The following is a 19,864-nucleotide window of genomic DNA, read 5'->3' on the forward strand; positions in this document are numbered from 1 at the left end:
TATATTTACTGGTTAGCAGCTCTTTTAATCGCTTTTAATATTCTTGGATATGTACCACATCTGCATATAACTCCAGCCATATGCTCTTTAATTTCTTGATCCGTCGGATTTGAATTGTCTTCTAATAATGCTATCGCATTCATTATTTGACCATTTTGACAATAACCACATTGCGGAACCTGTTCATCTATCCATGCTTGTTGTACAGGATGAAAATCATCATCTGATATCCCTTCTAAGGTTATTATGTTTTTTTGGTAAGCATCTATTGCCAAGTAGCTACAGGATCTAATTGTTTGACCATCGATCATAACTGTACAAGCACCACATTGACCAATTCCACAACCGTATTTTGTGGCCGTTAAACCAATTACATCTCGCAGAACCCATAGAAGTGGCATCGTAGGTTCTACATCGATTACCCTAGTTTTATTGTTTACAAATAGTTGAATTTTTGCCATTATTTGATTTTTCTCAAATGTAAAACCCTCAAATTTTCTTTAATAGTAAAAATTAAGCAGCAGGTGGTTAAAATTTAAGAAAGTCAAAAACTAAAAATTGTAATGAAGCTGTTCGTGGGTGACATCTGTAGAGAAATCTACCTTGGATTTAATCAATTGTGAAGGAGTGGTGCTTAAAAAGAACTTGAAATCTTTTATAAAATGATTCTGATCATAGTAACCATAATCCAGGTACTGTCTTTCATTCATAAAATTAGTAGTCTCTTTTTGTAATGCACTATAGCAGTTTCTAAATCGTATCATTCTCTGAAAAGACTTAGGAGACATTCCAGAATACTTTTTAAAACTTCTTTCCAACGTACTGTAATGAATGTTCAAAGTATTTAAAACTGATTTTATATCAAACTTACCATTACTAGTATGAATAATACTTAATGCATTTGAGAAATGAGTAGGCACAAATTCATCTAATTTTCCTAAAAAAAATCGATCCAATATCCTCTTCACCTCCTGAATAGTATCATTGTCTAACAACATAATCTCCAGCAATGAAATATCGCAGTTGTTTAAATTTTCGATATATACAGGTTCTTTTGAGATTTCGGTTAAGGGAATTCCTAATATTTTATGTAAAAAGTTTGGCATTAGCTTCACTCCTATCATATCAATTTTATTAACTCTTTGAGCAAATACCGATTTCCCATTACTCGAAACTGTGTAACTTTTATTTAACAAACTCGAATTTTTCGGAGAATTTGATTCAATACGCTTATAGGATTCATTGATTCTGTTAAAAATTATTTCAGCATATCCATCCGGAAGCAACAGCTCTGGGACTGATTCTCCCATACCATTATCCTTTAATATCCAATAGTATTGAACAAAATTCTTGAGTTGCCAATGAGGTTCTATAATTCTAAATGCAAATTCTTCTACCATGAATACGCTTATTTTCTGTAAGCCGTAACAATATTTTTTTAAGAATAGTAACTAATTTACAGAAATGCTTTGGAAACAAGTAATCTTTAAATACTAATATTTCTTTAAAACTAATCACCTGAATAAGGTCAAATGATATCAATCTCAATAATTATCAAGATTTTAAGTCTCCCCAAATTAATCAATACCGCTAATTTAGTATCTTGGTACTATATTCTCTTAAAACATAGTAAATTCAACAATAATGTACCTCAAAAACAGATCATCACTCCTTATCATTGCTTGCTTGTCTTTTATGTTTCAATCTTGTGGACAACAAAAAACGAAACCTAAAGCAACTATAGGAACAGCATTGGATTCCATTTTTTCTAAAGAATTTCCAGTAGATCAACCAGGAGCTGCAGTGTTAGTTGTAAAAAGAGATACTACCTTATTCGAAAAAGCTTATGGTATTGCCGATATTGAAACTAAAGAAAAGATAACTCCAACTACGGTTTTTAATACTGGATCTATTTCTAAAACTTTTGTAGCAAACGGTATCCTAATCCTTCAGGAAAAGGGACTCCTATCGGTTGAGGATAGCATCTATAAATACTTTCCGGGTTTTGATAATCCGGAGATCGCGAAAAAAGTAAAAATAAAGCATTTGCTTTCTCATACATCAGGATTGCCAGATTTAAGAAATGTTCGTGAAAACATTGAATTTTTTATCACAGCAAAAGATACTGCCAACTTTGAACCTATAAAACGTGCAGATTCTTTAGTATTTGAACCTGGAGAAAAGTTTATGTATTCTAATCCTTCTTATAACGGATTGGCATTAATTATTGAGCAAGTAGCTAAACAAAAATGGCAACAATTCATTATTGATAATATTTTTGTTCCTTCCGGAATGAGTACCAGTAAAATTACAGATGGAGACCATCCAAAAAAAGGGGTAGCACACGCCTATTATAAAGATGATTCCGGAGTTTTTCAAGAATATGATTATGGTGAGGTACCCACCTTTGCCGCATCAGGAAATGGTGGCATATGGAGTTCTGTAAGGGAATTAGCTAAATATGAAGTAGCCTTAAGAGAAAATACTTTTTTATCCGAAAAAACAGTAAAACAATCCAGAACAATCTATCATCCGAAAAACTGGAAAGATACCGTTTCACCCAATGTTGGATATAGTTGGTTTATGGGTGCTGAAGGAATTTTGCGATCAGATATCGATAAGAAAATCACTACACCTATAGTTTCTCATACAGGTTCTCAAGGAGGCTTTAGAGCATTTTTTATTTCATTTCCAGAAAAAGAAATTACATATGTTATGTTAGCTAATCGACCGGTTCAAAATTTTGGGGAACTTATAAAAGAGAGTTTTATAATATTTCATAAATATGGTTTAATCGAATAAAAAATTGAAAATCATGTCAAAAATCAAATACATTTATCCCACTTTACTCTTATTATTCTTTAGTTTTTACACTTTTGCTCAAAAAGAATCACTACATAAAAAGATCAATCAAGATATGTATGGTAATTTCTCTGAAGCTTTTGAGAAATTAGATTACTCTTTATTTGCATCTATTCATAGTGACGAAATGATTAGAATATCAGGCGGCAATGGAGGAGAAATCAAAAGTGTAAAAAAATATCTGGAAGGTTATCAGAAACGATGGAGTGACCCTAATCGCAAAGCATCACCCATAGATTTTAGATTATTCGAAAGAGTAACTTCGGATTCACTGGTATCCGATCGAGGCATTTATAGGGTTACTTATAAAAATGATAAAGGCGAAACAAAGTTTTCTTATGGACAATTTCATGTACTGCTTAGAATGGAAAATGGCTCCTGGAAAATACTTACAGACTATGATTCTAATGAGCAGAATACGATAAACAAACAATCCTACGATACTGCTTTTCCCCTTTCAGACTATAAAAAATATTGGAAGCATAGAGATTAACAGCCATTTCCTGCTACATTTGAAAAATTCTATCGTTAATTACATTGTATGAAGAAAATAACAGGAAAAATAAGAATACTGTTTATACTGTCTTTAGTCCTACTCAATATAGGATGTGATCAGATATCAAAAACAGTAGTGAGACAAACCATCGAACCGAACGAAAAAATAGAAGTATTTGAAAATAACTTTATACTTACCAAAGTAGAAAACAGAGGAGCTGCCTATAGTTTAGGATCGGATCTTGCACCGATACTTAAAGTAGTTCTATTGCAAGTTTTACCAATCATTGTTTTATTATTCTTATTAAGGCTTATTCTTATTAGAACAAATTACTCTAAAGAAACTATACTTGGTTTAACTTTTATTATTGGCGGCGGAATCGGTAATCTTTTTGATCGTATTGTTTATGGATCTGTTACTGATTTTATGATTATGGATTTGGGGATTATAAAAACCGAAATATTTAATATGGCAGATGTGTCTATTATGATTGGATCTTTTATTATAATAATTACAACGGCATTTAATAAAAAAGGATCTTTCTTTAAAGAAGTAAATGAATAACTATGAGTTGGATTAAAGAAATATCATTCGAAAATGCAACTGGTCAACTAAAAAGAATATATGACCGAGTAAAAGGACCTGACAACAATATTGATAACGTGTTATCTATTCATAGTCTTCGTCCTCATACCTTAGTTGGTCATATGGGGTTGTATAAAAATGTTTTACACAATTCGAATAATACATTACCAAAATGGTACCTGGAAACACTGGGTGTATATGTAAGTCATTTGAATAAATGTAGCTATTGTGTGGATCATCACGCTGCTGGTTTAAAGCGCTTATTGGTGGATGATATTAAATTCAAACAAATTATAGTATCTGTACAAAATGATCAAGTAGATGTTTTTTTTGGTAATCAATATCTGGCTGGATTACAGTATGCAAAAAAATTGACGTTATCCCATAGCACTATTACTCAATTAGATATCGAAAATCTCAGAAAATACGATTTGACTGACGGTGAAATACTAGAAATTAACCAGGTAGTAAGTTATTTTAATTATGTAAACCGCACAGTGGTTGGTCTTGGTGTAAATACTGATGGTGATATTATTGGGTTATCTCCTAACGATAGCAACGATCCCGATAATTGGGGACATTCTTAAAATATACTTGAAACATCCTTAGTTATTTTATTGGTAATTAACTTATTTATGCTGATTATTATTCTGCTACGTGATAAATCTTTGGTTTAATAGCGATAATAATCAGGTATCCGATTATAAGACCAATAACCGAAAATATTAGATCATTACTATCATATATATTATTACCTCCCAAATTGTGGAGTTTTAATTCCTGAGTTATCACATAAATCCCAGCTAATATTGAAGCTACAGCATATATAAGATTTCTTTTTATTTGTCTTTTTTCACTTAGTATTCTGAAATTTAAGTAAAGACCAATTCCTGTTAAAATTAGTGTTCCAATAACAGCTTCAAAGAAGTTTGGTAGGGATAGTAATGTGATTTTTATCCATTCAGGAGAATCACTATTCAAAACTGCAGGGCGGATAAATTTAAAAATTACAAACAAAATTATAAGTAAAAACTGAATTCGTGCTAATTTTAATATATCAGTCATTTCTGCTTATTATCTGTTATGAATAAGATTAGTTGTGTTTAAGTAACTAATTTAATGATTATAAAAAGAATGAAAAATACACGATAATTTTCATGGGTAATACGAATGATTATAAAAAAGCGCTAACCAATCGGCTAGCGCTAATACTGTTATTTTTTATGCATTGCTGTAGCAAGTTATTTTTAATCATAAACAGCACTTTCTGCAATTTCTCTATTCTTTTCCAAATCAGATTTCACATTCTCTAGCTTCATTCCTATTGTCATTAGTGCAACTTTTCCAAGAGGTAAACGAAGTGTTGGTTTTTTTGAATCAACCAAGTTGATAATCGCTTTAGATGCTTTTATAGGATCTCCTTCTTGTTTTCCGTTAACTCCTTTTAATTTATTTCTAAACGTTCCTGCTGTTTCTAAATAATCATCAATTATGTTTTCTGCTTCTCCTAGCCCTTTACCTGCAAAATTCGTTCGGAATGGACCTGGTTCGACTATTGAAACCTTTATTCCTAAAGGTTCCACCTCCTGTGCCAATGCTTCGCTAAAACCTTCTAAAGCAAATTTACTTGCATTGTAAATTCCAAAACCAGCAAAAGCTTTGATCCCTCCGTGAGATGAAATTTGAATAATATGTCCTTTCTTTTCTTTACGCATATGGGATAAAACAGTCTGTGTCATTTTTAAAGATCCAAAAAAATTTGGCTCAAACACTTTCCTCACTTCTTCTAAAGATGTTTCTTCTATAGCTCCTACAAATCCTATTCCTGCATTGTTTACCAATACGTCTATTTTGCCATAATCAGAGATAACTTTATCCACACAATTTTTTATATCCTTTTCATTGGTAATGTCCAATACTATTGCTTTTGCTTTGTCAATGTATTTTTTATTGAATTCTTCAACTTGTGATTTCTGTCGAAATGTACCAATTACAAAATCTCCTTTTTTAATAACAGATTCAGCAAGTGCCTTACCTAATCCGCTCGATATTCCTGTGATTAACCAAATTTTATTTTTCATTATTGTATGTTTTCTTAATATTAGATAAGAGTGTTTTTTGAAAATTGTCAATAGTAGTTTCCATCGTTTCTTTATCGCTAGGATTGACTCTAAAAATAGCAGTGAAATTAACTTTATATTTAACCGAATTTATTGGATCTATTTTGATTTTCGCCTTATAATCCTCTATAGGCATTGGTGTTTCTAACATTTTATAAACGATGACATGCTTTTCATTATCTAATTTGATTATTTTTTCTACTACTTGTAATCCGTTGGATTTTAAGGTTAAAGTAACTACAGAACCTTTCCCATTACCAATCATTTCGGTTTTACCGATTATATCGGGAACCAATACATCCAAATTTCCAAGATTGGATATTGCCGTCCAAACCTCATCCATTTTAGTATTCATTTCTATACTATTCGAAACTACAACTTTGTTTAAGTTTTGTGCTTTAATACTATTTACCAAAACAAAAAACAAGATCGAAACGATGATTTTATATTTGTTCATATTCCATAACTTTTTTGAGTGTTTTAAATTGAAAATATGTATCGATTGCAAATAATAGTGTTGGTAACAACCATATTCCATTACCTATGAAATCGTGGGCTACGTGGAAAGCAACTATATTAAATAGTACAGGAAGAAGCAAAAGCCAACCTAAAAATCTAGTTTTTGGTATGATCAATAAAATTCCTCCAAGAATTTCGGCAATTGCAACTACTATAAATAAATAAGAAGTGAACATTGCACCCATAAAACTTTGAGCAATTGGATCGGCAGGTGGTTCCACAGGAATAAAGCCAAAAAACTTGTTAAGACCAAAAATGACCATTAAGACTGCTAATATCCCATTAGTGATATTTTGAATTTTATTTTTCATTGTATTATTTTTTTAAAGCATTAATAATTTCAGAAACTTCTACACGGTTTCTGTAGTCACCACCTAAAGATTTTGCAAAAGAAATAGTAGTATCTTTTTCGATAATAAAAACAGCAGGAATTGGCAATTCTCTAGAATCATCTGAGTAATGTGCATCAAAATCGAATCCAAGTGCTGTCATTGTATCTACAGGAGCATCAGCATTTGTAAAAACAGTTGTGTATTTTCTGGCAACAATATTTCCATTATCACTCAAAACCTCAAAATTCAATTCATTTTTTTCTTTTACATTCAATGTTTCGTCAGGTGTCTGCGGTGAGATAGCCACTAATTCTGCTCCTAAAGCCTGGATTTCTGATAATGAATTTTGATAGTGCGCCAGTTGAAGATTGCAATATGGACACCAAGATCCTCTATAAAAAGTAAGAACTACTTTTCTTTTTCTCAGTAAATCAGAAAGTTTGATAGTTTTGTTTGCTGCATTCGAAAGAGAAAAATCTGGTGCTTTTTCACCAACTTTAAGTTTTAGAATTGATTTATGAGTTAATTGTAGATTTTCTGCGTCATTATCAAAAATATTAAGTGCTTCTTTAGGAAGCATCGTTCCTAAATTTGTACGTAGATCTTTTAGGTTTTCTTGATAAGAATTTGTTTCAGTATTCATTTTACTTTGTTTTTGGATGAAGTCAATATTGACTTTACAAAGTTGTGGCAATGTGCTACCTTAAAAAATGAACTGGATTAGGAAATTATCTTGAACTAGTTCAAGATTTTGTGGCGAGACGTTTACGTATTTTGCTTAAAAACTCTGGTGACATCCCAAGATATGAAGCTAAAGTATATTGAGGGACTCTTTGTACAATTGATGGATATAGATTAAAAAATTCTAAATATCTTTCCTCAGCAGATTTACCAAGATTGGATAAAACTCTTCGTTGAGAAAAGGCGAATGATTTTTGTGCAACTAATCTAAAAAAACGTTCGAATTTTGGATTTTTATCACAAAGATTCTCTACATCTTCATACGCAATTTGTTGAACAGTTGAATCTTCCAAAGCTTCAACAAATAAAGATGCGGGACTTTGGTTTACATAACTATTAAAATCACTAATAAACCAATCTTCTATTGCAAACTGAATCGTATGTTCTATTCCCTCATCGTTTACAAAATAACTTCTAAAAGCTCCCTTCAGCACGTAAGTTTGATGCGAACAAATAAAATTAGGTTGCACAATAAATTGCCTTCTTTTTATTTTTGTGGTTCTTACTATTGAAATAAATTGTTGTTCGTCATCTTCATCTAATGAGACGTAACGTTTAATATTGTTTAGTATGTTTATGTAATCTTTCAATGTTTCTAATAAGTATGTTACAATATCTCTTGCATCGTATTTTTATCTTCAAAATCGTGCATACACAATATACATACTTTATGTTTCTATTTTTTATAAATCAGCATCTTTTAAACTATTTCTAGCTATCCAATCATCTATTATTTCAGGTGGTTTTATGATATCAAGAAACTCGGTAAAACTAGCAGCAATTAGCTGAGAATTGCTTATCAATTCTTTAGAATTCGAACCACAATCGTGATAAACATAAACAACTTTAGGATTCTTTTCTTTCACTTTTATATAGAAACCATCTCCGCTTGAGTTCTCGTCTGGTGCAATACAGATAAATCCTTTTTTTATTAATTCAAACCCAGGAAAAGTCTCTGTAGCTTCAAACGCCATATCATCGAAGCTATTAAATTTAGTGTTTAAAAGCGGTAATTCATTTATCTTTTTATTTTTTAAAGATTCCCATCCATAATTAAAAGGAATTCCAATATTTAGATCCGTTAGCGGAAAATCAATCATCAGCTGTCTAAACCATTTTGGAATTTTCCTACGCGTATTCCATTTCAGGTTTTTATATTCTGACATAGAAGCTCGCTTTCCTGTATTCAACTCAGGATAGTATTTGAAGAGTCTGTTTGCTTTATTCGTAATTTCTTTAAACATCATTGTTTATTTCAATCCAATATCCATTTGGATCTTGAAAGTATACCTGTTTAATTCCATCTTTTCGTATGTAATCTTTGTTTGGTGTACCAAGCCAATCAGAGTAATCAATTTTTAGTTCTTCTAGATACTCTACAAATGAATTAAAGTCAGGTGTAGCCAAAGCAAAATGAACGGCTTTATTGATTCTTATCTCAAAATTAGGGCGAGGAATTAGGTGTAACTGTTTACCATCTTCAAAAGATAACCACCTAGTTTTAGAGTTGGAAGCTGTATTTTTAATTTCTTTAAGTTTAAGAACCTTTTGATAAAATTCAGTTGTCTTGTCGACATCGTTTACGGAAAGTGCTATATGATTGAATAAAAAAGTAGGCATTTATTGAAGTTTGTTATATCAAATATCTTAATTATAATTTTATTGTTAAAAAAAATACCTTCCCAAAATTTTCTTCTATGCTATAATTTTTCAATTCAGCATTCTATTGTAGTTTTTCTTTACTACCAAATCAATAACCATCTTTACGATCTAATTGTCCTGACATATCTCTATTACCGATAACACCATTGGTAATATCCAGAGAATGATGTAGCCACGAAGAATGCTGAATTGAATGTGTATGCATATCCGATAAATCTGGAATTAAAAATTTGTATGTACCATCAATTAATAATTATCTAGACATCATACGTTAGAAAATGTAACAAAATCTTTAGGCAACATGCGTAAAAATTTTGTTGACTATTTTCCAGTTATCATCTATTTTAGTTAATGATAAATAGTCGTAGTAATTATAGCTTAGCATTGGTACGTGTAGTTTTACCATTGCGATATTTTCTATAATATCAATCCCTATAATTTCCATTTTAAACGTTTCCTTTAAATCATTTGGACTTTGTCTATTTTTAACACCATCTAAATACTCCATAATACTTTTCTTGTACGGACTTCCATTAATATCACCATAAATAAATGCATTATCCGTAAAGCAAGACTCTAGTTTATTTACATCTCCCTGAAAGAGACCTTCAAAGTAATTCGTAATTACTTTTTCTATTTCGTTATTATTCTTTTTATACATAATTCTATATTTTAAATTGCATGGCCTACGGTATGACCTCCAGCCACATTAATAGTTTCACCAGTTATAAAACCTGAAGATGCTAAATAGTAAGCAGCTTCAGCAATTTCATTAACTTCTCCAATACGGTTTAATAAATGTAATCCAGCCAAGTCATCAGCCTTTTTAATACCCATTTTCTCTTGTAACGGGCTTCTAATAATTCCAGGAGCAATGGTATTTACTTTAATATTATTTTTTCCGAACTCTGCTGCTAGTTGTCTTGTTAGCGAATGGATAGCTCCCTTACTAGTTAATGGAGCTGTTGCAGGAAAACCATCGATAGCATGATCTACTAATACAGTTCCAATATTTATTACGGAACCATTTTGTTGTTTTATCATTTCAGAAATTGCTGCTTGCGTTGTAAAATACGTCCCTTTGAGATTAACATTCCAATACAGTTCTAAATCTTCTTCTTGAACATCTAAAAACGGTTTGGGAGCAAATACACCAGCATTATTTATCAATACATCGACTGAATTGAATTTTTCTATAGCCAATTGTATTAATTGTTGTCCTGTGTCTTGTTTACTAATATCTCCAGCTATATAAAAAGCATTACTTGGTGAACCAAGTTCGAGATACGTACTTTTTAGGTTTTCTTCATTAGAAGAATTCATAACTACATTACTTCCTCTTTCTATAAAATAAGCTGCAATAGCTTTACCTATACCTGTAGAGGCTCCTGTAATAATTACCGTTTTGTTTTTCATGATTTAAATTTGTTTGAATTTGAATATTGTTTTGCATCTACACCCCAATTATCAATAGGAATTTCTTCTATCACCACATGAGTGGTTTTTGGGCTCTTGTTTAATACGTCTACAATTAATTGAGTAACTCCCATAATTAGCTGACGTTTTTGCTGTTTTGTTACCTGTTCATCGGTAACTTTAATGTTTATATAAGGCATTTTTAAAAGTTTAAAATGATACTACAAAGTTCTGATGAACGAGAAGGAATTTTAAGGATGTATATCACTACTTTGATGTGATGTATGTCACATCTATAATAATAGTTCGGATGGATGTTTTGTTAAATATGAATGAAAAACCCTCCTTGAAATCTTTTAAAAATGTGGTTATAATTAAGAGATAAAAAGCCTTTTATGAAGTAATTATTAGAGAATCCTCTTCGTATACCCAATTCTAAATAAGTTGTGTTCTGGGTTGAATCATTATACGCAACATCAGCATATATCTTATAATATTTTGAAATTGATATAATAGATGATATTGAGGTTATATTTTTAAATCTTGTGATTAGAACATTACCGTTTGAATATTGCCATTTTGCAGCAGAAAATAAATTTCCATCATCTAAGTAAGAAGAAACTGTAAGTCGCTTATAAACAACTTTTAAATGATGAACAATGGTATTATCATGCTTATGCAGTCCATAAGACAATTTAAGGTTTTGGTTAAGATCGTAATTTATTTTCAGCCCAATTCTTCCGCCAATTATGCTCTTTTCAGCATTTGTTTCTATTTGACTTTGCCAAGTAGTAGGATTAGGGCGAAGTTCGGTTGTTGGAGTTGCCATTACACCCAGATGAATTGCAATGGCACGATCAGGAGTAAAAATAGCTTCGTAGCTTCTCAAGAATTGTAAGTCACTTCTTTGAGTTTGTTTAAAAACACCAAATGCTCTCACTTGAAATGTTTTTGGTATTAGCAAAAAGTTGACTCTAGTCCCCAATTGTATTGAAGATAAGTTTTTATCGCTAGTATTTTTTGGAGAACCCCAATAAGTAAGGAAGCCTGCATAAAATCTCTCAATTTTGACCTCCTTACTGATTGGTATATTTTCTATTTGAGCCTGAATATCTGAAGTAATAGGCAATATTATCAGAATCAGAAAAATCAAATTTTGAAAGTGTGGTATGTTTTTAATATGTAACATTTGCCCATTGAATACGATCTATTTGTTACCTAAAACATATTTACCTCCACCAGTAAAGAAAATGACTATAGCACCAAATAAATAAAAAGCTTGTAATTCAATTGCCCAACCTCCAAACTGATTGAGTGCAAAAATTTCATTAGCATGAGTTGTTAAAATAGCTGCTAACATTGTTAGGGCTACAAATAGACTTGCCAAACGCTCTTTATATCCAATAACGATTAATAATGGAGCAATAATTTCACCTATAAATGCTCCATAACTTATAAACTCTGGCAAGCCAGATCGTCCTATCATTCCTTTAATAAATTCGTATCCATTTAAAAAATTACCTACTCCATGAAATAATAAAAGTCCAGCTACTAGTACTCTTAGAATTAAAATTCCGAAGTCTGTGTTTTTTTCGATTGTTTTCATCTTTTTATAGTTTTAAAATTTATACTACAAAGTTGAAATGAATCAAACGAGATAAGAAGGACTTAAATCACTACTTTAAAGTGATATATATCACGTTATTAGTTTAATGAATTCTGATTTTTAGAATTAAAATTAAGAGTTAAGTCTACTTAATGTCTCTCTAGAAACACCTAAGTAAGAAGCTATTAGTTTTTTAGGAACTCTTTGAAATAGTTGAGGATATTGTTCTAGCAATAACTCATATCTTTCCTTAGCAGAATTTTTTAAAAGTGAAAGGATTCTTTTCTGCAAAGCAATACGGCCTAGCTTACTCTTTTTAGCCCAAAACCGTTCCATTTTATGCATTTGGGCTGTAAGCTTATCTCTATTTTCAAAAGAAATGTATAGAAATTCACAATCCTCTAAACAATCTATATATATTTTCGAAGGAATTTGTTTTACAAATGATTCATAATCTGTAATCCACCAGTGTTCCATTGCAAAACGAAGAATATGTTCTTTTCCATTCTCATCCAGAAAATAACTTTTCACACAGCCTTCAGTAATCCAATATTCTTTTTTTACGATCTCTCCTTCTTGAACAAGGTATTGGTGTTTTCGCTTTTTAATGGTTTCAAAATGACCCAAAACATAATCAAACTCTTCATCAGTTAATTCTATTATTTCTTCAATATGTTTCCTTAGAGGATGTTTCATTTTACTTATGGCTAATGTCTCCTATAAGAAACTTAGAGAGCAGAAAAGCGATACGTTTTGGATTGGTACTATGCCAAATATAAATATTTTGCTTTTATCTTTTTTCTCATAAACGCCAAATTTTATAGTTGGCGACTTTGAAAACATACCTAGACCTTTTAATTAAGTCAGAAAGCCCTATGTTTTCTTATACATTGTTGGGCTTTCGTTATTTTTTTAACCATTCAAGGTGCGTGTATTCTTCTTTTGGAGATTGATTTTTATTCCCCTCATACCCAGCATTAACAAACATATCTTGAATTTCGTCGAAATCAAGAACTTTAAAACCCGTCAAATCTCTACCTATTTCTGGGTATTTAAATTCCTTTTCAATTAAATATTTATCTCCTAAATTCCTTTCCATTATAATTCTGTGTGGTTTATAATAGGATTTTTGATACAAGTCTCTTTCTATTTTTCCATTTGTTATTTTCAAAAACCTTGCATCACCAGTCGTTGTTTGTTCGTATCCGTAGATTACTTCCGTTAGAAGTTCTGTTGATATTTTTTTTAACAAAAAATCGTGTTTTTCTGGACCATCACAAAAATCAAATGTTATTTCAATCCAATTTGCGATATAAGAGTCCGATAAAATAATGGAGTAGTTTTTTCTATCTAAAAACAATGCTTGATTCTCATAATTCAATAGTTGAACTCTACCTATCGAATAATAATTTTTAATCAAACTGATAAGGTCAGATATATTTACATTTTTAATTAATGTTCGATTTAGAGTACTCATTTATCGCTCATAACGTGTTTGTGTATGAATAGTAGCGGATTTCTACTAACTAACTTTTCAGTTTAGCACTGCCTTTTGGTTTTCGTTTATATTTTTGTTTTATCGCTTAAACCGCTATTATTTATAAACCTTGTTGTAGCCAGTTTTTTTATATCCATTCTGCTTTAATTCCAAAATTATTCATTTCGTCAACAATATTATCTTTTGCGTAACATAATATTACTTTTTTTAAGTTTGGAAATTGTTTTACATCTTCAATAGTATTAATATCCCAATAGTCTTCCCAGCCTTCTCCAAACCTTAAAAGTTGCATGTAAATGTCATTTCCTCCATCTTGATAAATCTCGGTTATTTCAGATGCATATTTCTTTGGAATAGGTAAATCTTTGAAATATTGAGTTACCTCTGGTATGGGTTCATAACCTTCTTTTTCTAGATTAATACTTCTTTTTTTGTACCATCTAATAAACTCATATAAATCAAACTTGGGTTTTAATAACTCCTTTTTATACATAAGTTCTTCTATAATACATATTTTGAAACCAAAGTCAGAAAATTTAACGATTTCATCATCTAATCTCTTGATTTCATATTTTTCAGCAGGTATTACTTTTATGCTCGAACCTGTAAAATGAGAGATTTCAATGGATTCGGTATTTTTATTATCGTCAAAGTGAACTTTTACACTAATGTTATTTAAAATTATTGAGCCACTTTTATCTTCATCATACATTTTGACTCTCATATCCTTATTGTTCACATAATAAGATACAGAATCTTCTGAATTTATATTAAACTGGCCTTTAAAAGATTGTTTCGTACTAAAATCAAAATCTTCCGCTTTTAAACTTAAAAGCAAACTTTCAACAATTTCTCCATTTTTGGAATAAGCCAAGATTCCTAAATTATCCCAAGTGTAAATTGTGTTGTACTTTTTTGTTACACTCCTCAGAGATGAATTTAAAATTTCTTCAAGTCTTTTGATATGGATAGGAAGTACAATAGAAACGTTATTAATTGTAAAATTATCTTCCAGTAGATTTACTTTTATTGACTTCATTTTTTTTTAATTGGCTACCAGATTACATATATCGTCTCGATGTCTTGCTTTAAATGCAGTATAAGGCAGGATGCCTTTTATCTTACGGATATACGTTTTCTTATACATTGTTGGTGGTAGTTATTTTTTAAACAATCACTAATTCTACAATTACAATGAAATAATCTATTTTATTTCTATCAGTCTCTAATTTTATCCCATTCCATTCATTTTTATCTTTTATTCCTCCCGAAGCATACATACTTATTATTGCTGTACAATAAGGGTCTATTTTTTTAAATTCGGGATGTTCAAATCCGCCATACTTTCCAGCGTTATCCCATCCACAACAAGCCCATTTTAATTCCCCCATTCCGTAATTTTCAACCAAGAAATTTTCAATTTCCTTTGATTGTTTGCTATTTACTCGATAAGTTGCTTTTATTTTAATTTGACTATTTTTCGGCCTTACACATTTTATAAACTCTAGGCCATTTGGTTTTATAGCATAAGTACTTAAAATATCATTACACGAAACTTGCAAATTGAACCAAGTTTTATAATTAGTTTTATCAAAGTTAGATATTGACTTTGCTTTTTCTTTTGCTAATAAAGCATAAGATCCAATATGGACTTTTTCTAATGTTGTATAATAATATTTTTGGTCTTCACCATATAGCCAATAATTTCCACTGCCTTTATTCATTTTAACGGCTTTAAAGGTGAAAATTGAACTTTGATTTGGAATAACATAGCTATTTCCGATTAGAAGCCCCCAAGAATTTGAAAACAATTGTGTTGAGAAACCAATTAATAAAAATAGCCCCATAATTCCTAATATGATATGTTTTGTTTTAAGTTTCATATTAATTAATATCAACAAATGGGATAAGTTACATACTTTGTTCCCAGTAATACTTTACTTCCTTTGTTGTAATTCAATAATTTCCTTTTTATTTCCACAAATAACTTTTATTCTATTTAAACCCCAATTTCCAGAGGTAACCATATGTTCATTTGTAAATTCAAAATACTCAATTCCTCCATTGGCTTTTTTGTCATTCTTAACTTCCACTATTGGTGTCAATTGAATTATTCTACTAATATTTTGCGTACTGTCTTCATTAATGCGTTCAGATATGTGCACTTCTTTTATATTTGGTTTCCAATGTCCGTCATATTTGATTCTCCCCTTTATTTTATAGGCAACCAGCGATTTACTATTGAATAGATCTAAATTACTTTCAACGATATTTACATTAAAATTATCAATAACCAAACCTTCTTGATGAGACCACCAAGAAATATTATAAGTTATAGGTATTTCAGTTTTTGGTTTATCAGGCTTATTTGATAATACTCCTTTTCTTCCAAAATTGGATAGATAGAGATAAGTTCCGCCCAAAATGAAAACTATTATTAAAATTATTCCACCCATTATTTTTAGTGTTTTCTTCATTCTTTCTTAACTAGCAATGTTTTTTATATTTATTTATTAAGGGAGTATATGTAATGTGTAAATTGATGTGTTCAGTTTTGGAACCATTTTTTTTAATTCTTATCTTATTTAATTTATTTAATTTATTTAATAAATTTTTCTACACTATAAAACAATACAGCTTTTTTTAATAAAGGAGAGTCTTTGTAAATGAGTTATAAGCTTTCGGTTTTTATGTATTAGATATATTTTATATGCCGTCCTTTCTATTTAGTATCCGGTATCTTTTCCTATCAAATTCATCTTCCATTTCTTCTATTGAGTATTCTTTTATCAATTCTATCTGCCCATTATTACATAGATTCTCCAAATCTTTATATGATATATCGTATAATGAAAACGATTCAGATTTCCCCTTGATTTCAAGAGTCCAAGGATACCACATTACTCCCCATATTTCCCAATAATACTCAAATTCAAAATAATTAGCATTATTACATTTTTCTAGAAGTTCAGAAAATAAAATTTTTAATCTATCATTCATTGTCTTTTAAGAAACTAGATGGTTGATTTATTCTTATTGGCTTCATTTTTTTAATTGGCTACAACGTTCCTTGTATGGTGTGTTAGCTTCCTAAAGAGAGCAAATGCACTATACAAATCTTTGTTAGCATTAGTTTTTTATTTTTTTTAAAATTAATTCTTTTTCTATTTCACTATTCAGGTTCTTTTCAAAATGTTTGTTAATCCAATAATTACAAGAATCAAAATCTTTTTCCTGTCTGTATAAAAAACTTATAATGTATTCATATGAGATTATCATTTCTCCTATTATTGCCGGATGATTTTGAATATCAACCTTTAAGCCAGAAATATTCTCTTGGATTGTACTATTACTCAAAAACCAACTTTCGAAGTTGTTAATGTTCTTAGATAAAACCTTATCTAAACTACCTCTGAATTTTTGTTCGTTTAACGTGCTTATTAAATTACTATTATCACCTACAGATTTTTCAAGTGTTTTTAAATAAATGACCTTGGTTGACTTGTCAGTTCGATGGTTGATAAGTTTTTTTCCGGATATTGTTGGAACAAAATCAAAACAATTCCCAAAGGAAAATTTACCCGAGAAGCCTTTAAATTTATGAAACTGAATAACATGTTTAATTCCTTGATCATTAAAGTCGCTATACCATAAATATTTTCCATTCCAATTATTAAGCCCAATTTGAGCAAATCTAGGAGTAACTATTTCTTCAAAAATTTCAATTCTTTTTTCTAATTTTACTTCATCCAAATTTCGGATATCACTATACAAGTTGTATAAGGCTTTACGTTTATTTATTATATCTTTAATTTTATTAAAAACACTCATTTTCACCAATTGATGTTAACGTTTAATATATGTGTCATAACAGGGCAAAATATTACCCCACTTTTTGACTTTTCTTGCGCGCTGGTTGCTTACTTTTATTTTTTGCAAGTATTGCACCTTACCAAAAATACAATAACCTATCGATTGATAACTTAGCTGCTATGAACGCATAGTGTTGTAGGTAGTTTTTTATTTTTTTATCATATCCCATTCATCAATAAAACTACTTTTTTCAATTTCAGTAATATCTTTTTCGGTTGGTTGGATTTCCTTTCCATTGTTGTCATAAAAATTCCAACTCTCCGTTACAAATCCAAAATTTATTTCGTCTCCACCTTCGCAACTTGTTTCTTTATGTTTTTTTTCGATTCTGTATTTGCCTTTGGCTTTTAAGTTTCCGTTGTGGTAATAGTAATTCCACTCTCCATATTTATAACTATAAAATCCGTCACAAATTCCACCTGTACAGCATTGAGTGTAAGTGTCCAATTTATAATTTCCAGAAGCCTTTAAATTACCGTTTCGGTAAAATTCTTTCCAAAATCCAATTCGATAGTTATTAAATTCTTTGTGAAAGTCATCTATTGTTCCAACACTTTTAATTTCTCCGCTTTCATAGTAATCGGTTATAGTATTTTTTATCGAAAGTTCAGATTTAGTTTGAGTGGTTTTACAACTCACAATAAGTATAGAAGTCAGAATATAAATTGTTACTCTCATATTTAATCAAATGTATAGTAAGGTATATAGTTTTGTAGCAATCAGTTATTTTTGCTTTTTAGTTTTAATTCCTCAATATTTTTATTCAATCTCCGTAATTCATAGAGTAACGAATCCGTTTTATGTTGTCCACTAAATACAGACATAACTTCATTAATTGCTTTACTAAATATGTCCTCAATATTAGCTGAATCCTGTGCTGTTATTTTTATTATCATACCAGTGTCGATAAATTCATTTTCAGAACCAATTTCGATTCCAATCGCTTTCCCATCTAGAAGGCCTAATTCTTTTGGGTAGAATTTTGAGTCAATAGGGATTTGAACTTCACTATTTGCGATTTCACAAATTAAATTTACAGTTCCATCTAGAGTTAAGTTCATTTCAATAACTCGTCCGATTTCTAGTCCATTTATATCAAGTTTAGATTCCGTTGTAAGTCCATCTGCATTTTGTGTATTCACAATTATCGTCCGTGCTTTCTTAGAACAAGAAGTAAAGAGAAGTATTAGAAGTGAAATTTTAAACAGATTTTTCATAATTGATTACAACGTTTAATATATGTGTCATAGCAGGGCAAAATATTACCTCACTTTTTGACTTTTCTTGCGCACTGGTTGCTAACTTTTATTTTTTGCAAGTATCGCGCCTTACCAAAAATAATAGCCACTCGATTGATCACTAAGCTGCTATGACATCATATATCGTGTTGTACGCTGGTTTTTTTTATTCGTTTTATTATTCTAATCAGGCTTGGAATAATAGAAATAATAGCACTTGTACCTATAATCAGTCCGTAATTTATTCCGTTCCAATGTATTTTTCTAATTCCATCATCACAAGCTGTGCATTCCATAACTTTTATATTCGCGTCGATAGCGGAAATTCCGATTAAAGAAATTCCAAAAATCAATAAGCATATAATTCCGTTTTTTAGAAATTCAGCAGGTTTTTTATTCAGATTTTCAAGTGTCAAGATCAAGGGGATCATTCCCAAGGTGACATAATATGTCTTGTCAGAGAAGATGTACATATTTTTTCCAACAAATCTAATTTTGTCAGACGTTGACCATTTAAAAATATCTTGGATTATTTCACGAAAAAAAGATTCGGAATAGAATGTAATTACAATTCCTATTACAAATGCTAAAATTCCAAATATTATCTTTTTTGTCAAATTCGAGTGATTTTTTATGTTTGCTTACAACGCCAAATATATGAATCAGAGCAAGCCAGCCTGAACCAATCGATTTATCTGCGCATTTTTATTTCTTATTCAATTTATAAAAATTTAGCGCTACTGCAAAAAACAAACAACCTTTCAATCTAGCACTAAATTGCTCTGTTTTCATTTATAATGTTGTAGACAGGCTTTCTTAGTAATTTCACTCGATTATTTAATCGGGTTTTTGAAAATGGATCTAACATATACCAGATCATTTTTACCATAACTAATAAGGCCAATTGGTTTCTTTC

29 protein-coding genes are annotated in these 19,864 nt (G+C 30.4%); 4 read left to right on the plus strand and 25 right to left on the minus strand.

Annotated elements, in window-relative coordinates:
* Nucleotides 1-5 precede the first annotated feature (5 nt).
* Both Q0829_RS05530 and Q0829_RS05535 read right to left on the minus strand, forming a co-directional pair.
* Nucleotides 6-461, minus strand: a complete 456-nt coding sequence (locus Q0829_RS05530; protein ID WP_298540844.1) for a (2Fe-2S)-binding protein — start codon at nucleotides 459-461, stop codon at nucleotides 6-8.
* A 90-nt stretch (nucleotides 462-551) separates the two neighbouring features.
* A complete protein-coding gene (locus tag Q0829_RS05535) occupies nucleotides 552-1,400 on the minus strand; it encodes a helix-turn-helix domain-containing protein (protein WP_298540847.1) in 849 nt (282 codons plus the stop codon).
* A 244-nt stretch (nucleotides 1,401-1,644) separates the two neighbouring features.
* On the opposite strand from Q0829_RS05535, the gene Q0829_RS05540 reads away from it, so the two are divergent.
* From Q0829_RS05540 to Q0829_RS05555, 4 genes are read left to right on the plus strand one after another with little or no spacing between them, the layout of a single operon-like run.
* On the plus strand, nucleotides 1,645-2,802 hold the full coding sequence (locus Q0829_RS05540; protein WP_298540850.1) for a serine hydrolase domain-containing protein: 1,158 nt from the start codon (nucleotides 1,645-1,647) through the stop codon (nucleotides 2,800-2,802).
* Between the two features lie 13 nt (nucleotides 2,803-2,815).
* Entirely contained in the window at nucleotides 2,816-3,355 is a 540-nt protein-coding gene (locus Q0829_RS05545) for a nuclear transport factor 2 family protein (RefSeq protein ID WP_298540852.1), read from the plus strand.
* Nucleotides 3,356-3,403: 48 nt separating this feature from the next.
* On the plus strand, nucleotides 3,404-3,922 hold the full coding sequence (lspA, locus tag Q0829_RS05550) for a signal peptidase II (protein WP_298540854.1): 519 nt from the start codon (nucleotides 3,404-3,406) through the stop codon (nucleotides 3,920-3,922).
* Between the two features lie 2 nt (nucleotides 3,923-3,924).
* Nucleotides 3,925-4,530: a peroxidase-related enzyme gene (locus tag Q0829_RS05555; protein WP_298540856.1), complete on the plus strand. Its 606-nt coding sequence runs from the start codon at nucleotides 3,925-3,927 to the stop codon at nucleotides 4,528-4,530.
* 58 nt (nucleotides 4,531-4,588) lie between these two features.
* Here the strand turns inward: Q0829_RS05555 and Q0829_RS05560 are convergent, their stop codons facing one another.
* From Q0829_RS05560 to Q0829_RS05670, 23 genes are all read right to left on the minus strand, one after another.
* Complete coding sequence (locus tag Q0829_RS05560; protein WP_298540859.1) at nucleotides 4,589-5,008, minus strand: hypothetical protein; 420 nt, start codon at nucleotides 5,006-5,008, stop codon at nucleotides 4,589-4,591.
* 182 nt (nucleotides 5,009-5,190) lie between these two features.
* A complete protein-coding gene (locus tag Q0829_RS05565) occupies nucleotides 5,191-6,024 on the minus strand; it encodes an oxidoreductase (protein WP_298540862.1) in 834 nt (277 codons plus the stop codon).
* On the minus strand, nucleotides 6,014-6,520 hold the full coding sequence (locus Q0829_RS05570; protein ID WP_298540864.1) for an SRPBCC family protein: 507 nt from the start codon (nucleotides 6,518-6,520) through the stop codon (nucleotides 6,014-6,016). The genes Q0829_RS05565 and Q0829_RS05570 overlap by 11 nt, the downstream gene beginning before the upstream one ends.
* Nucleotides 6,507-6,893 (minus strand): DoxX family membrane protein, encoded by a 387-nt coding sequence (locus tag Q0829_RS05575; protein WP_298540866.1) that lies wholly within the window; start codon nucleotides 6,891-6,893, stop codon nucleotides 6,507-6,509. Before Q0829_RS05575 ends, Q0829_RS05570 begins: the two co-directional genes overlap by 14 nt.
* Before the next feature lie 4 nt (nucleotides 6,894-6,897).
* Complete coding sequence (locus Q0829_RS05580; protein ID WP_298540868.1) at nucleotides 6,898-7,557, minus strand: peroxiredoxin-like family protein; 660 nt, start codon at nucleotides 7,555-7,557, stop codon at nucleotides 6,898-6,900.
* 100 nt (nucleotides 7,558-7,657) lie between these two features.
* Nucleotides 7,658-8,245 carry a Crp/Fnr family transcriptional regulator gene (locus tag Q0829_RS05585; RefSeq protein ID WP_298540871.1) on the minus strand — a complete coding sequence of 196 codons (588 nt, stop codon included), beginning with the start codon at nucleotides 8,243-8,245 and terminating at the stop codon, nucleotides 7,658-7,660.
* Nucleotides 8,246-8,338: 93 nt separating this feature from the next.
* On the minus strand, nucleotides 8,339-8,902 hold the full coding sequence (locus tag Q0829_RS05590) for a hypothetical protein (protein ID WP_298540874.1): 564 nt from the start codon (nucleotides 8,900-8,902) through the stop codon (nucleotides 8,339-8,341).
* A complete protein-coding gene (locus tag Q0829_RS05595; protein ID WP_298540877.1) occupies nucleotides 8,892-9,275 on the minus strand; it encodes a VOC family protein in 384 nt (127 codons plus the stop codon). Before Q0829_RS05595 ends, Q0829_RS05590 begins: the two co-directional genes overlap by 11 nt.
* Nucleotides 9,276-9,609: 334 nt before the next feature.
* Nucleotides 9,610-9,978, minus strand: coding sequence for a nuclear transport factor 2 family protein (locus Q0829_RS05600; protein WP_298540880.1), 369 nt, complete (start codon nucleotides 9,976-9,978; stop codon nucleotides 9,610-9,612).
* Between the two features lie 11 nt (nucleotides 9,979-9,989).
* Nucleotides 9,990-10,733: an SDR family oxidoreductase gene (locus Q0829_RS05605; RefSeq protein ID WP_298540882.1), complete on the minus strand. Its 744-nt coding sequence runs from the start codon at nucleotides 10,731-10,733 to the stop codon at nucleotides 9,990-9,992.
* Nucleotides 10,730-10,933 (minus strand): 4-oxalocrotonate tautomerase family protein, encoded by a 204-nt coding sequence (locus Q0829_RS05610; protein ID WP_298540884.1) that lies wholly within the window; start codon nucleotides 10,931-10,933, stop codon nucleotides 10,730-10,732. The genes Q0829_RS05605 and Q0829_RS05610 overlap by 4 nt, the downstream gene beginning before the upstream one ends.
* 122 nt (nucleotides 10,934-11,055) lie before the next feature.
* Nucleotides 11,056-11,862: a hypothetical protein gene (locus Q0829_RS05615; RefSeq protein WP_298540887.1), complete on the minus strand. Its 807-nt coding sequence runs from the start codon at nucleotides 11,860-11,862 to the stop codon at nucleotides 11,056-11,058.
* A gap of 78 nt (nucleotides 11,863-11,940) precedes the next feature.
* Nucleotides 11,941-12,339, minus strand: coding sequence for a DoxX family protein (locus Q0829_RS05620; RefSeq protein WP_298540889.1), 399 nt, complete (start codon nucleotides 12,337-12,339; stop codon nucleotides 11,941-11,943).
* A 132-nt stretch (nucleotides 12,340-12,471) separates the two neighbouring features.
* The gene (locus Q0829_RS05625; RefSeq protein ID WP_298540892.1) at nucleotides 12,472-13,035 is read right to left on the minus strand and encodes a Crp/Fnr family transcriptional regulator; all 564 of its coding nucleotides are present in this window, start codon (nucleotides 13,033-13,035) and stop codon (nucleotides 12,472-12,474) included.
* 208 nt (nucleotides 13,036-13,243) lie between these two features.
* Nucleotides 13,244-13,816 (minus strand): hypothetical protein, encoded by a 573-nt coding sequence (locus tag Q0829_RS05630; protein ID WP_298540895.1) that lies wholly within the window; start codon nucleotides 13,814-13,816, stop codon nucleotides 13,244-13,246.
* A 148-nt stretch (nucleotides 13,817-13,964) separates the two neighbouring features.
* On the minus strand, nucleotides 13,965-14,876 hold the full coding sequence (locus Q0829_RS05635) for a hypothetical protein (RefSeq protein ID WP_298540897.1): 912 nt from the start codon (nucleotides 14,874-14,876) through the stop codon (nucleotides 13,965-13,967).
* 127 nt (nucleotides 14,877-15,003) lie between these two features.
* A complete protein-coding gene (locus Q0829_RS05640) occupies nucleotides 15,004-15,720 on the minus strand; it encodes a DUF4952 domain-containing protein (RefSeq protein ID WP_298540899.1) in 717 nt (238 codons plus the stop codon).
* Nucleotides 15,721-15,774: 54 nt separating this feature from the next.
* Entirely contained in the window at nucleotides 15,775-16,293 is a 519-nt protein-coding gene (locus Q0829_RS05645) for a hypothetical protein (protein ID WP_298540901.1), read from the minus strand.
* A 250-nt stretch (nucleotides 16,294-16,543) separates the two neighbouring features.
* On the minus strand, nucleotides 16,544-16,837 hold the full coding sequence (locus Q0829_RS05650) for a hypothetical protein (protein WP_298540903.1): 294 nt from the start codon (nucleotides 16,835-16,837) through the stop codon (nucleotides 16,544-16,546).
* Nucleotides 16,838-16,966: 129 nt separating this feature from the next.
* Nucleotides 16,967-17,668 (minus strand): hypothetical protein, encoded by a 702-nt coding sequence (locus tag Q0829_RS05655; RefSeq protein WP_298540905.1) that lies wholly within the window; start codon nucleotides 17,666-17,668, stop codon nucleotides 16,967-16,969.
* 189 nt (nucleotides 17,669-17,857) lie between these two features.
* Nucleotides 17,858-18,388, minus strand: coding sequence for a hypothetical protein (locus Q0829_RS05660; RefSeq protein WP_298540908.1), 531 nt, complete (start codon nucleotides 18,386-18,388; stop codon nucleotides 17,858-17,860).
* A gap of 41 nt (nucleotides 18,389-18,429) precedes the next feature.
* On the minus strand, nucleotides 18,430-18,927 hold the full coding sequence (locus Q0829_RS05665; protein ID WP_298540911.1) for an MlaD family protein: 498 nt from the start codon (nucleotides 18,925-18,927) through the stop codon (nucleotides 18,430-18,432).
* A gap of 158 nt (nucleotides 18,928-19,085) precedes the next feature.
* Nucleotides 19,086-19,421 (minus strand): L-rhamnose/proton symporter RhaT, encoded by a 336-nt coding sequence (locus Q0829_RS05670; RefSeq protein WP_298540912.1) that lies wholly within the window; start codon nucleotides 19,419-19,421, stop codon nucleotides 19,086-19,088.
* Nucleotides 19,422-19,864 lie beyond the last annotated feature (443 nt).

Origin of the sequence: uncultured Aquimarina sp. (assembly GCF_947492405.1) — a bacterium.
GTDB lineage: Bacteria > Bacteroidota > Bacteroidia > Flavobacteriales > Flavobacteriaceae > Aquimarina.